Origin of the sequence: Parasphingorhabdus litoris DSM 22379 (assembly GCF_020906275.1) — a bacterium.
GTDB classification, from domain to species: Bacteria; Pseudomonadota; Alphaproteobacteria; order Sphingomonadales; family Sphingomonadaceae; genus Parasphingorhabdus; species Parasphingorhabdus litoris.
In genome coordinates, this window is sequence record NZ_CP086727.1 from 472,803 (window position 1) to 485,938 (window position 13,136).

Annotated in this window: 14 protein-coding genes; 13 read left to right on the forward strand and 1 reads right to left on the reverse strand. The window is 56.0% G+C overall.

The annotated features are described in order from the left end of the window. The first annotated feature begins 22 nt into the window (after positions 1–22). From BS29_RS02370 to BS29_RS02385, 4 genes are read left to right on the forward strand one after another with little or no spacing between them, the layout of a single operon-like run. Positions 23–532 carry a MaoC family dehydratase gene (locus BS29_RS02370; RefSeq protein WP_109355237.1) on the forward strand — a complete coding sequence of 170 codons (510 nt, stop codon included), beginning with the start codon at positions 23–25 and terminating at the stop codon, positions 530–532. 49 nt (positions 533–581) lie between these two features. Further along, entirely contained in the window at positions 582–1,760 is a 1,179-nt protein-coding gene (locus tag BS29_RS02375) for an acyl-CoA dehydrogenase family protein (RefSeq protein ID WP_229955628.1), read from the forward strand. Continuing rightward, positions 1,757–2,953 (forward strand): CaiB/BaiF CoA transferase family protein, encoded by a 1,197-nt coding sequence (locus BS29_RS02380; RefSeq protein WP_229955629.1) that lies wholly within the window; start codon positions 1,757–1,759, stop codon positions 2,951–2,953. The genes BS29_RS02375 and BS29_RS02380 overlap by 4 nt, the downstream gene beginning before the upstream one ends. 7 nt (positions 2,954–2,960) lie before the next feature. After that, positions 2,961–4,049: a CaiB/BaiF CoA transferase family protein gene (locus BS29_RS02385; protein WP_229955630.1), complete on the forward strand. Its 1,089-nt coding sequence runs from the start codon at positions 2,961–2,963 to the stop codon at positions 4,047–4,049. An 8-nt stretch (positions 4,050–4,057) separates the two neighbouring features. Here BS29_RS02385 and BS29_RS02390 read toward each other — a convergent pair whose 3' ends face one another. After that, on the reverse strand, positions 4,058–4,837 hold the full coding sequence (locus tag BS29_RS02390; protein WP_229955631.1) for a GntR family transcriptional regulator: 780 nt from the start codon (positions 4,835–4,837) through the stop codon (positions 4,058–4,060). A gap of 26 nt (positions 4,838–4,863) precedes the next feature. Between BS29_RS02390 and BS29_RS02395 the strand changes: the two genes are divergently transcribed. Genes BS29_RS02395 through BS29_RS02435 form a run of 9 tightly spaced genes read left to right on the forward strand, consistent with a single transcriptional unit; the run spans position 4,864 to position 13,136 of the window. Next, positions 4,864–6,114, forward strand: coding sequence for an MmgE/PrpD family protein (locus BS29_RS02395; protein WP_229955632.1), 1,251 nt, complete (start codon positions 4,864–4,866; stop codon positions 6,112–6,114). Then, positions 6,111–7,418 (forward strand): MmgE/PrpD family protein, encoded by a 1,308-nt coding sequence (locus BS29_RS02400; protein ID WP_229955633.1) that lies wholly within the window; start codon positions 6,111–6,113, stop codon positions 7,416–7,418. Before BS29_RS02395 ends, BS29_RS02400 begins: the two co-directional genes overlap by 4 nt. Continuing rightward, positions 7,415–8,776 carry a phenylacetate--CoA ligase family protein gene (locus BS29_RS02405; protein ID WP_229955634.1) on the forward strand — a complete coding sequence of 454 codons (1,362 nt, stop codon included), beginning with the start codon at positions 7,415–7,417 and terminating at the stop codon, positions 8,774–8,776. Before BS29_RS02400 ends, BS29_RS02405 begins: the two co-directional genes overlap by 4 nt. Beyond that, the gene (locus tag BS29_RS02410; RefSeq protein WP_229955635.1) at positions 8,773–9,966 is read left to right on the forward strand and encodes an amidase; all 1,194 of its coding nucleotides are present in this window, start codon (positions 8,773–8,775) and stop codon (positions 9,964–9,966) included. Before BS29_RS02405 ends, BS29_RS02410 begins: the two co-directional genes overlap by 4 nt. Positions 9,967–9,979: 13 nt before the next feature. Continuing rightward, the gene (locus BS29_RS02415) at positions 9,980–10,285 is read left to right on the forward strand and encodes an REDY-like protein HapK (protein WP_229955636.1); all 306 of its coding nucleotides are present in this window, start codon (positions 9,980–9,982) and stop codon (positions 10,283–10,285) included. Next, positions 10,285–11,088: an SDR family NAD(P)-dependent oxidoreductase gene (locus BS29_RS02420; RefSeq protein ID WP_229955637.1), complete on the forward strand. Its 804-nt coding sequence runs from the start codon at positions 10,285–10,287 to the stop codon at positions 11,086–11,088. The genes BS29_RS02415 and BS29_RS02420 overlap by 1 nt, the downstream gene beginning before the upstream one ends. Continuing rightward, entirely contained in the window at positions 11,088–11,507 is a 420-nt protein-coding gene (locus BS29_RS02425) for a GFA family protein (RefSeq protein WP_229955638.1), read from the forward strand. The genes BS29_RS02420 and BS29_RS02425 overlap by 1 nt, the downstream gene beginning before the upstream one ends. 1 nt (position 11,508) lies before the next feature. Continuing rightward, a complete protein-coding gene (locus BS29_RS02430; protein WP_229955639.1) occupies positions 11,509–12,375 on the forward strand; it encodes a polysaccharide deacetylase family protein in 867 nt (288 codons plus the stop codon). Then, positions 12,372–13,136 (forward strand): enoyl-CoA hydratase/isomerase family protein, encoded by a 765-nt coding sequence (locus BS29_RS02435; RefSeq protein WP_229955640.1) that lies wholly within the window; start codon positions 12,372–12,374, stop codon positions 13,134–13,136. The genes BS29_RS02430 and BS29_RS02435 overlap by 4 nt, the downstream gene beginning before the upstream one ends.

Below are 13,136 nucleotides of genomic sequence, written 5' to 3' on the forward strand. Positions count from 1 at the left end.
TTTAATAAACAAGGACAAATATATGCGTGATGGAGTGATTGAAGTTAGCCCGGGGCGTTTTCGTGAGACATTCGGACGCTATTTTGAGGATTTTGAAGTTGGTCATATTTACGAGCATCGTCCCGGCCGGACGATTACCGATACTGACAATGTGCATTTTACCTTGCTGACAATGAACACGCATCCGGCGCATTTCGATTATGAATTTGCCAAGAAAACCGAATTTGAAAAGCCGCTGGTCTGCTCTCCGCTGACTGTCGCGTTGATGGTCGGGATGAGCGTTTCGGATACCAGCCAGAAAGCGGTGGCCAATCTCGGCTGGGACAAGATCCGCCTGACCCACCCGCTCTTTCCCGGCGACACACTTTATGCGGAAAGTGAAGTGCTGGAAAAACGCGAATCCTCTTCGCGTCCGGAACAGGGCATTGTGACGATCAAGACGATTGGCAAGAATCAGGACGATAAAGTTGTGTGCACATTTGAACGCACCATGCTGATCTGGAAACGCGGCTTTGGCGGTGCGGACGATTAAATAAGAAGGGGGAGGGAACCCCGAATTTAAGACATCAGGAGCAACAAAAATGGCAACGGCAATTGATAATGCACAGCATATGATTGACCCGGAAGAAGAACAGGCTTTCATGGACGCGATCCAGAAATGGATCAACCGGTCGGTGAAGCCTGTGGTCATGGAACATGATCATGAGGATAAATGGCCGGAAGAGTTGGTCGGTGAAATGGCCGACATGGGCCTGTTCGGCGCGACCATTGGTCAGGAATATGGCGGTCTTGGCCTGCCTGCGACCAGCTATGCAAAGATCGTCGCGGAAATTGCCTCGCACTGGATGGCGATCACCGGCATTTTCAATTCGCATCTGATCATGGCCTGCGCGGTCGAGCGTTTTGGCACTGCGGAGCAGAAAGCCAAATGGCTGCCCAAATTTGCCAGCGGCGAGATCCGCGGTGGTCTGGCGCTGACCGAGCCCAATGCGGGTACGGATTTGCAGGCAATCCGCACCACTGCGATCCGGGACGGCGATGAATATGTCATCAACGGAACAAAGACCTGGATTTCCAATGGTATCAATGGCAGCTGTTTTGCGCTGCTCGTTAAAACCGATCCCAAGGCTGACCCGCGTTATAAAGGCATGAGCCTTATGATTGCGCCCAAGGGCGAGGGCTTTACGGTTGGCAAAAAGTTTAAAAAGCTTGGCTATAACAGTATCGACAGCGCCGAGCTGGTTTTCGATAACTATCGCATTCCGGCGGAAAATCTGATCGGCGGCGTTGAAGGGCAGGGCTTCTTTCAGGCCACTGGTGGTCTGGAGCTGGGCCGCATCAATGTTGCCGCTCGGGGCGTTGGTCTCGCCGAGGGTTCTCTCCGGCTAGCAACCGAATATGCGCAGCTGCGCGAGACCATGGGCAAGCCGATATCCGAGCATCAGGCGATCCAGCTGAAACTGGGCGAAATGGTCACGCGGGCCCGGGCGGCGCGTTTGCTGACCCTCGATGCGGCGGAAGCCTATGACCGCGGCGAGCGCTGCGATCTGGAAGCCGGCATGGCGAAATATTTTGCCTCCGAAGCGGCGGTGCGCAATTCAGAAGAATCCATGCGTGTTCATGGCGGCTATGCCTATTCCAAGGAATATGAGATTGAACGCTATTATCGCGATTCTTTGCTGATGTGTATTGGAGAGGGGACCAATGAAATGCAGCGGATGATTATTTCCAAACAATGGGTGAAAAGGAACCCTGCGTGAGCGAGGCCAGGCAACCGCTGAAAGGCTTTCGTGTCCTTTCTGCCGAGCAATATGGGGCCGGTCCTTACGGCACTATGTTTCTGGCGCAGATGGGTGCCGATGTTATCAAGATCGAGCCACCAAAAGGCGGCGATACAGCGCGCCATGTCGGGCCGCATTGGCTGCGCGAACAGGAAAGTCTCTATTTTCAGAGCTTCAACCTGAACAAGCGCTCGCTGACTCTCGATCTGCGGACTGACGAGGGGCAGCAAGTGCTGCACACACTCGCTAAAGACGCACATGTCGTTGCGAATAATCTGCGTGGAGATGTGCCGGACAAGGTCGGGCTGAACTATGACGCGCTGAAAGTGGTCAATCCGGCGATTGTCTGTGCCCATATTTCCGCTTATGGGCGCGGTAACGAGCGGTCGAAATGGCCGGGCTATGATTATCTGATGCAGGCCGAGGCTGGTTTTTGTGCGCTGACCGGTGAGCCTGATGGGCCGCCCGTACGCTTTGGCCTGTCGATGGTCGATTTCATGACTGGCACGATGGCGGCCGTTGGCTTGCTCGCCGCCTTACTAGATTCCCAGCGGTCCGGTGAAGGCTGTGATGTCGACGTGGATCTCCTGTCCGCCGCGGTGCACCAGACCAGCTATCCCGCGCTCTGGTACATGAATGAAGATGATGTGACGGGCCGTGCCCCCTTTGGCGCGCATCCGTCCGCCACGCCCAGCCAGATGTTCAAGGCCGCCGATGGCTGGATGTTCGTCATGGCGCAGCTGCCAAAATTCTGGACGATATTATGCGAGCGTATTGGCCATGAGGAACTGATGACAGATCCGCGCTTCGATACAGCGGCCAACCGCCTGACCAACCGTGCAGCTTTGTCGGACGTTTTGAGTGATATATTCGCGCCGCACCCCGTAGCCTACTGGCTGGATTTGTTGCAGGGGTTGATGCCGATTGCGCCGGTCTATGGTCTGGATCAGGCGCTGGACAGTCCATGGCTGCAAACCATCGGCATGCGGGACACGGTCAGCCATCCGGACCGTGCGGACATGAATGTGCTGTCCAGCCCGATCAAACTGAATGGCGAGCGATTGCCGAACCGGGCAGGGCCTTTGCTTGGGGCGGATAGTGATGCAGTCCTGGCCGAAGCTGGTTATGATACGGATATGATTGCCGATCTGCGTGCGAAAGGGATAGTCTGAGCGTCTTATGGCCAAACTGACGGGTATCAAGGTCGTTGACCTCTCGCTTTTTCTGCCGGGCCCGATGCTCAGCATGATGATGGCCGACCATGGCGCAGAGGTGATCAAGGTGGAGCCGCCCACGGGTGATCCGGCACGGGAAATGGAGCCGTTGGAGGCAGGCCAGTCGGTCTGGTTCCGTAATCTCAATCGGGGCAAGCGGGCGTTGGCGCTTGATCTGAAATCCGATGAAGGGCGGGCGCAGCTCTGGGAGCTGCTGGCCGATGCCGACGTGATGATAGAAGGCTTTCGCCCCGGCGTGATGAAGCGGCTGGGTTTTGACTATGACACTGTGTCGGCGCGTTTCCCGCGCATCGTCTATTGTTCAATTTCGGCCTTCGGGCAGGAAGGTGAAATGGCGCATCACCCGGCGCATGATCTGGCGGTCCAGGCCTTGTCCGGTTTCCTGTCGGTCAATGACGGTGCAGATGCGACACCGGTGGTGCCCGGTGTGCCTTCGGCGGATATGGCCGCAGGTCTCAATGGATTGTCGGCGGTGCTGATGGCGCTGATCGGGCGCGAGAAGTCAAGCGAGGGCGACTATATCGACATTGCGATGTTTGACTCCATGCTGCCCTGGTGCGCTCATATTGCCGGATCAGCCATTGTCGGCGGCGCATCCCCTAGTTCGCAATCGCAGCGCTCACTGGGCGGCGCGGCTTTCTACAATGTCTATAAAACTGCAGATGACAAGCATGTCGTGCTGGGCGCGCGCGAGGTTAAATTTGCGCGCAACCTTCTGACCGCGCTTGACCGGCTGGACCTGTTACCGCTTGCCGAAGCGGAGCCGGGCGACGGGCAAGCACCATTGGTTGCATTCCTGCGGGAAACTTTCGCGACCAGAACGCGCGATCAATGGGTCGCGTGGTTTGCTGACAAGGACGTCGCCTTCTCCCCCGTTCTCGATTTTCGTGAGGCGCTCGATCAGGATTTTCTGCGTGAACGTGGCTTGCTTATTGAAGCGCATGGCAGCCATCAAATCGGCCCGTCTTTCCGCTTTGCATCGGAAACTGATTGGCAGGCGAAAGATGCGCCGACCCTGGATGAACCGCAATGATGCCGGCTCTAGTCCACCTCTATATGCATCGAATAGGCGAAACGTTCGCCGGGATGATAGCTCGCCGAAATTTCGAACATCCGGTCGCTTTCGTCAAAATAGCAGCGCAAGATGCGCAGCACCGGATCGCCTTTTTCCAGGCCAAGCTCAGAGAGAATGTCTTTGGTGCCCTTAATCGCTTGGATATCCTGCGTTACCCGGGCGACACTGACTTCCCCCAGCGTTTCAATCTGCCCGAACAGGGTCGTGGCGTTGACGTCGATCTGCGCGACAGCGTCGGCCAGTTCGGGGTGGACCCAGGCCTCGGTCACCGCAATCGGCCGTTTTCTGCCGGGCTTCATCCGTTTGCCGCGAAAGGCGAACCAGTCGCCATCAGCCTTGGCGCCAATCTGTTCCACAACATCTTTGGGAATGGCACCTGCTTTTTTCTTTTCAAAGGCAATGGTGGTGTCGCGGGCATATTGCAAAATCTCGCCGACGTTGCTCAGCGGTTGGTGCAGCGCACCGGCGCGGGCCGTCGCCGGCTGTACTACCGTTCCGGAGCCGCGCTTGCGTGTAATCAGGCCTTCGGCGGTCAGTTTGCGCAAGGCCTCCCGCACGGTGAAGCGGCTGACATCATATTTTTTGCACAAAACGGATTCGGTGGGAAAATCACCGGGATCGGGATAGTCACCGCGCAGCACCGCTTCGCGCAATTCATCGGCCAATTCGAGATAGCGCGGCTTCTTCTTCGACGCGTTTTTGGATTTAGCGGGCGCTTTGGCAGCCAATTTTTCTCTCCCGGACATGGGGCTGTCTTAGGACGGGTGCGGCTATGACGCAAGAGAGCCTAACCGAGAAATTGGCGACTCATTTAATGCGCCCGGTTGATGAGGCGACACGACAACGGGCGCGTCTGCATTTGCTGGATTGGTTGGGGTGCGTGGCGGGCGCGCGACAGAGTGAGGCGGCAACGCTAGCATTTCACAAATTTCAGGAAGACCCAATTCGAAAATCCATATGGCTCGGCAATGTAATGGAGATGGATGACGTTCATCGTCTTGCTACTCTCCATCCTGGACCCGTCATTTGGCCATGTCTGCTTGGCAGCGGCCCTGAGCCTATGAGTGATTTTTTGGACAATGCAGTTCGAGGCTATGAGGCTTGTATCGCGGTCGGGTCGACTTTTGATTCAAAACACTATCGATACTATCATAACACTACTACTGCCGGTTACTTTGGAGTTGTTGCAGCTACATTTTCCTACGTCGAACGAACCAACAATAAAAGGCAGTTGGTTTCAGCAATGGGGTTGGCTGGATCGGTTGCGGGCGGCTTATGGCAGATGCGCAATGAAATCGGTCATACCAAACAATGGCATATTGCGCACGCGATTGAAACGGGAACCAACGCCGCAATATATTCGTGGGATGAGGTAATAGGCCCCCGCTTCATCCTCGAAGGTCCACAGGGTCTATATGCCGCCACCTGCGAAAATCCAAAACCTATGACTTTCCCCGATCAATGGCGCATCCATGAAGTCAGCTTCAAGCCATGGGGTGCTTGCCGCCATGCCCATCCGGCTATTGATGCGGCATTGGAACTCAAGGCCAAGCTGGGGGCGCTTGACGGTGATATTCATGTCGAAACCTATGCCGATGCCATCAGCTTTTGCGACCGCCCCGATCCGCAAACCGTTATCGAGGCGAAATTCTCGCTTCAGCATGCTGTAGCGGTAGCGGCCGAACGCGGCGTGCCGCAACTGGCGGATTTTGAACCCGATGCCATCGCAGCTCTGGCTGATGCTCGGGCCCGTGTCACTGTTTCCGAAGCCGGTGAAATAACCACTCGCTATCCCGAACATTATGGTGCGCGGATTACATGTGGCGAAGAAGCCATTGAACTTGTCGACACGCTTGGCGATCCGGAACGACCTTTGTCCAAAGAGGGCATAATCGACAAGGCGCGGGCACTGATTGCCTGGGGCGGGCTGGCCAGCAAGGAATCGGATCGGGCGATTGATTTGGCGTTGAACGGCGATGATCCAGCAGCCATCCATGAGATGTTGTCAGAGTGGCTATCATGACAGCAACCCAGGAAATTCTCGATTTCGCGGCGGCCAAACATGTCCTGCCCGACAGCACCAGGGCGGCGGCCCTTCGGTTACTCGGCGACACATTGGCCGGCGGCGCAGCCGGCGCGGTGTCCGAGGAAGCGCAAGCCATGCTAGCTGCTGTTCGCACCTGGGGCGCTGCGGATGAAGTCCGGTTGCTGGGCTTGGTGGATCGACTTCCCGCGCCATCGGCTGCCTGGTTTAATGGCTTTGCCATACATTGCCTGGAATGGGACGCGGTGCATGAACCTGCGGTTGTCCATGTCATGTCCACCGTGACGGCGGCTTTGCTGGCCAGTGCCGAACGGATGGGCGGCTGCGATGCGGACGCGTTTCTCACCGCTTTGGCCACCGGGGTGGATATTGCTAGCGGCATGGGATTGGCAGCAACCGGCGGAATGCAGTTTTTCCGCCCCGCAACGGCAGGCATAATTGGTGCGGCTCTGGCCGTCGCAAGACTCGAAGACCTTCCCGCAGATAAATTTGCCGATATTCTCGGGCTGGCTTACTCACAAGCGGCCGGCACCATGCAGGCTCATGTCGAGGCGTCCATCGCCTTGCCGCTGCAGATCGCCAATGCCTCTCGCGCAGCAATTACCGCTATTGATCTGGCAAAGGTCGGCATGAATGGACCGCATGATGCGCTTGACGGCCCATTTGGGTATTTCAAGCTTTTCGAACCGGGCGATTTGACACGCTATACCGATACCATTGGCAATCGCTGGCGGATTGAGGAAGTGAGCACAAAACCCTTCCCCTCCGGTCGCGCCAGCCATGGAATATTGGGCGCGATTGATGATATGATCCGTGATGGATCACTGGATCCGGCAATGGTCCAGTCGGTTGATGTGGCAGCGCCGCCGTTGATCCATCGGCTCGTTGGACGCCCTTATAAAACCGATATGACACCCGGCTATGCGCGGCTCTGCCTGCCCTTTCTCGTGCCGTTATTGCTACGGGACGGCATCATTGATCCACGCTGTTTCCATTCGACAGAATTTGCCAATCCCGATCTGGTGAAGCTTGGCAGCCAGGTGACTGTCCGTATTGACGACAACCCCGATCAAAATGCTCTGGCGCCGCAAAAGCTGAGCATCACGCTGTCGGACGGCAGCAGGATTGAGCGTGTGATCACCGATAATCTCGGCAGTCCTACCGCGCCGATGTCGGATGCCCAATCCCAGTCCAAACGTGATCTCGCTCATTCGCTTGCGCGCGATGATTGCGACCCCAGAATATTTGATGATCCCTTAGCTTATGCCACGGAGCCCCAATGACTTTTCCGACCTATTTCGAAGCTTTTGATGCCCAGCAGATGCTCGCCGATTATCCTGTCGGTGATGCGTTCACCGCGCGCTATATTGGCATGTCCCGGGACGAGCTTTTTGCCATTCAGAACAGGCAGTTTTTGAAGCTGATGCAACGCGGATGGGAAATTCCCTTTTACCGTCGATTGTGGAGCAATCAGGGCATAGAGGCGGGCGATATCAAGGGGCTGGAGGATATTACCAAGCTTCCGGTTTATGACAAAAGCGATCTGATGGCCTCGGTCAACGACTATCCGCCTTATGGGGATTTTGACGGGCGCGGAGATGCACCGGTGGTGTTCCACACCACGTCGGGCACAACGGGTCGCCCTCAACCACTGATGTTCGGGCCCAAAGGGCGGGAGATCACCAATTTGCTGGTGGGTCGGATGTATCGCTGGATGGGTCTGGGGCGCGATGATGTGGTGCAGTCTGTCTATGGTCACGGCATGATCAATGGCGGGCACTATATTCGCGAGGCGGTGACGCATTTTACCAACGCGCTGTTCCTGAGTGCGGGCACGGGAATCGAGACCCGGTCAATCAATCAGGTCAATCTGATGGCTGATTTCAATGTCAGCTGCATGGTTGGTTTTGTCGACTATATCCGCAAGCTGGCCGATGTCGCTGCCGCAGAGGAACTGTTTGACCGGATCAATCTGAAGATGATTATCGGCCATCTGGGAACGGAAGATCGCGCGTCAACCGAAGCGGCGTGGCAAGGGGCAAAGGCCTTTGACTGGTATGGTGTTGGCGATACAGGCAGCATTGCTGGCGAAGGCCCTGAACGCGACGGCATGTATGTGTGGGAAGACGCGCAATATCTCGAATTGCTTGATGTCGATACTGGCGCGCCAGTGGCAGCCGGAAAAACTGGAGATATGGTCGTAACCTGTCTGTTCAAGGACGATATTGCGCCCTGTATCCGGTTCAACACCCATGATATTACCGAGGAGCGCACCGACAGTAATGCCACTGGCATGGTATTCAAGCGGATTACCGGGTTCAAGGGCCGTAGTGACAATATGGTCAAGCTGCGGGGTATCAATATATTCCCGCATGCCATTGGAGCCATTATCGAAGGGCGTAGCGACCTGACCGGGGAATATGTCTGCCGCGTCACGCGGGACGATGCCGGACGAGACGAGATGCACGTAACGCTGGAAAGCAAAGGCAGCAGCAGCCAGGCTGAGTTGGTGGACCTGCTTCGTAAAGGCATTGGTATTGAAGTCGGCGTGGCATTGGTTGATGCCGGAGGGACTGCAAAAGATACGCAAATTGACACGCGTCAAAAGCCTATTCGCCTGATTGATGAGCGGGGTTTATGATCGACTGGGATACCTTGGAAACGGCCAACAGGCGGTTAAACGCCTTTACCGATTTTGATCGGACCGCGACGGGTGGTACCGGACCTCTTGCCGGGGTCACCGTCGGCGTGAAGGGCAATATCGCGGTTAGAGACATGCGCTGGACCGCCGGTTGCGAACTCTATCGTGACCGCGTTGCGAGCGAAGACGCTGCGGTGGTTGCAGCGCTTAGGGCAGCTGGTGGGACTATGATCGGAATGCTGAACATGGAAGAGGCCGCGCTTGGCGCAAAGACCGACAATCCTTGGTTCGGTAAAACCTTTAATCCGCACAAGGAAGGTTATACGCCCGGCGGCTCATCGGGCGGAAGCGGAGCTGCAGTTGCGGCTGGTCTGTGCGATGTCGCGTTGGGCACGGACACAATGGGGTCTGTGCGTATACCCGCGGCTTACTGCGGCGTGTACGGATTTAAGCCCGCACAATCTGCGATTAGCCAAGATGGTTTGGAGCTGGCGGAACAATCGCTGGACTGCATCGGACCGCTGGCCCGGAATTTGGACCTGTTGGAAAAGGTGGCACGGGTCATTAGCGATTTTGGTGAGGACGAGGCGGCAACGGGATCGCTGGCAACATTGGTCGAAACCGGTGTTGATTGTGAACTGGAAGTTATCGAAAATTTCCGCGATATAATGCGCTGGGCGGGGGAAACTATTGCCGTGGCTCAGCTCAAACATCCGTTGTCGCGCATTCGGTTTGCCGGGTTTATCAAAACAACCAAAGCCATGGCGGCCCATTTTGCGGAGGAAGATCAAAGCAAGCTTTCCGATGGTTTGAAAAAACTGCTCGCCTACGGCCCGAAACGCAGCGCCGCCGATTGGGATGAGGATCAGGCGATTCTCGAACAGACCGCTGAAACGATGCAGATGCTGGTTGCAAAACACGGTTTTTGTATCTTGCCGACCGCCCCTCAAGGTGCCTTTGCGCATAGCGAAGATGCGCCAGCCAATCAGGCGGATTATACCTGTCTTGCCAATATTTCAGACCTGCCGGCGATCACCATTCCGTCCGGCTTTAACGATAATGGCATGCCATTGGGGCTCCAGATTCTAGCGTCAAAGGGATGCGAAGCGGATCTATTTGCTCTGGCGCGGAAGCTGGACGAGAAGTTACGCGGCTATCGTCGTCCCGAAACCTATTTGGAAATCACATAAGAGGAGAGAAACTATGCGCATCATTGTATTGTTCAATCTGAAAGAAGGCGTTGATATTGCTGAATATGAGGAATGGGCAAAAACGCGCGACATCCCGACAGCCAGCGCGCTGAGCTCGGTGACATCCTTCACGGTTCACAAAGCCACCGGCCTGTTCGGTTCGGATGATCCGTCGCCCTATGAATATTTCGAGATTATCGACATTACCGGCATGGATGAATTTGTCGCCGATGTGTCTGATCCCGAATTTCAGGCCATGGCCGCACCGTTTCAGGATTATGCCGATGGTCCGCAATTCATATTGACAGAAGACCTCTGATGTCCGGCCGCTTTGCAGGAAAAACTATCGTCGTTACCGGTTCCGGCAAGGAAAAAGGGCTGGGGCAGGGCATATTACAGCGCTTCGCCGATGACGGCGCCAACTGCGTCGTGTCGGACCTCGCCATTGGCGATCAGGAGGAGGGCGTGGCTGAAGAGTTGCGCGGGCGCGGAGCCAAAGTCGCGACCATATCCTGTGATGTCAGCGATGCGGCGCAATGTCAGGCCTTGGTCGATCAAAGCGTGGATGCTTTTGGTGCGGTCGATATTTTCGTCAACAATGCCGGTATCGGTTTCATGATGAAGCCGCTGTTGGAAGTCGATACGGCGAAGGAATGGGATCAGGTCATCGGTGTGAACCTGTCCGGTGCTTTTTACTGCACCCAGGCCGCAGCCAAAGCGATGGTCGCCGCTGGCAATGGCGGACGCATCATCAATATAGCATCGCAAGCCGCCAAAACCGGTTTCCCGCATCTGCCAGCCTATGTCAGTTCGAAACATGGCATGGTCGGTTTGACCCGGGCGAGTGCGGTTGAACTCGGCGCACATGGGATTACCGTCAACGCAGTTTGTCCCAACCATGTGACGACCGGCCTGGGTGCCCAGCAGAATGAATATTTTTCGAAACTGCTCGGCTTTGACAGCGTAGAGGCCTATCTCGCCAATATGAGCAAGAGCAACCCGATGGGGCGGCCCGGCCTGCCATCTGATACCGCCGCCGCCTGTGCGTGGCTGGCCAGCGAGGACGCCTTTTATGTTACGGGAGAGGCGCTCAACGTCTCTGGCGGAGAGGAAATGCACTGATGCACTATGCCGGGGCCTGTCATTGCGGCGCACTCACGCTGGATTTTTACAGCGAAAAATCGCCGGCGGAACTTGGCGCAAGAACTTGCCAATGTTCGTTTTGCCAGGCGCATGGTGCCTCGTGGACATCTGATCCTCAAGGGCAGGTGGAAATCACCCTGTCGGGTCCATTTTCTCGCTATCGTTTCGGAACGAAGACCGCTGATTTTCTGGTCTGCGCGAATTGCGGTGTCGTTCCGGCGGTGGTCAGTGAAATTGACGGACAGTTGCGCGGCGTAGTCAGGGTAAACTGCCTAGAAGAAAGCGCGGTCTTTCTCGCACAGGCCGCGCCCATGGACCTGGACGGCGAAATACTGGATTCACGCCTGGACCGACGGGCGAAGGGCTGGACACCGGCCACGATCAAGGACAAAAACTGATATGCAAGAAGAACGGATGGATTGGCCCAACGGCGCGAAAATGGCGCTGAGCATTGTCGTCAATGTCGAGGAAGGCAGCGAGATGACCGTGGCCCGGGGCGATCGCGGCATGGAGCCGGTGGATGAACTCGGCATTCATATCAAGTCACCGATCCGCAACTATGGTAATGAGAGCAACTATCTCTACGGCATCAAGGCGGGCGCGCCGCGCATCGTGAAGCTGCTTAAAGAATATGAGATCATGGCGAGCTGGACCGTGGCTGCCATGAGCCTTGAAAACCATCCGGAAATTGGCGCGGCCATTGCAGATATGGGCCATGAACCGGTGAGCCATGGCTATCGCTGGGTACACCAGTTCAAGATGGATGAGGAAAAAGAGCGCGAGTTTATTCGCAAGGCTGTCACATCGATTGAAAAGACCACCGGTACGCGCCCCTATGGCTGGTTGTCGCGCTATTTCCATACCGACAATACGCGTCGGCTGTTGATCGAAGAGGGCTTTGCCTATCACATGGATGACTATTCCGGAGACATTCCATTCTGGGACAGGGAAACGGTGCCCGACAAACCGATTGCGATTGTGCCTTATCAGCTCGATAGCAACGATATGAAAATGTGGACCGATCCTGCGATGACGCCACAGCAATGGCTGGATTACGCCAAGCATAATTTCGATCAAGTCTATCGCGAGGGCGAAGAAGGCAATCCAAAAATGATGTCACTCGGCCTGCATCTACGGATCATCGGCCGCCCGGGCCGTATCTGGGCTTTCGAAGAATTTCTGAAGCATGTGCGGTCGAAAAAGGACGTCTGGGTAGCCACCCGCCATCAGATTGCCCAGCATCTGGCCAAGGTTGATCCTCTATGACCCTGCGGATTGAGAAAGAGGGCAAGATCGCGCATCTGCTCATTGACCGGCCGGACAAGCGCAATGCTTTCAATCAGGCCATGTGGGAGCTTCTGCCCGAATTGCTGGCCGATGCGATGGCGGACGATGCGATCCGTGTTTTGATGCTGCATGCCAGCCGCAATGACAGCGCCTTTTGCGCCGGCGCAGATATTGGCGAATTTGCAACGGGCTCCACCGATCCCGAATGGCGCGCCCGCAATCAGGCGGCGATTGGCCGAGTCCAGCATGAGCTGGCGCAGGCACCAAAGCCAACCATTGCGATTATTGATGGCGATTGCGTGGGCGGCGGCTGCGGTATCGCTCTGGCCTGTGACATGCGAGTGGCCGGACCAAAAGCGCGGTTTGGGATTACGCCGTCGAAACTGGGGCTGGTCTATCCGCTGCATGACACCAAGTTGCTGGTTGACCTGGTGGGTCCTTCGCAAGCCAAGCGGATATTGTTCACTGGTCAATTGCTGTCTGCACAGCAAGCGCTCGATATCGGATTGATCACCTTGTTGGAAGACGATCCCTATGCAGAAGCCGAAGCACTGGCGGCCACAATGGTATCGGTATCTTCGCACAGTCAGATGATGAGCAAGTCGATCATAAAACGCATATTGGACGGACAGGCTGATGACGATGCCGAGACATCCGCGCTGTTCGACTCCGCTTTTGAGAGCGATGATTTCAAGGAAGGCGTCAGCGCTTTCATGGAAAAGAGAAAACCGGAATTTTGA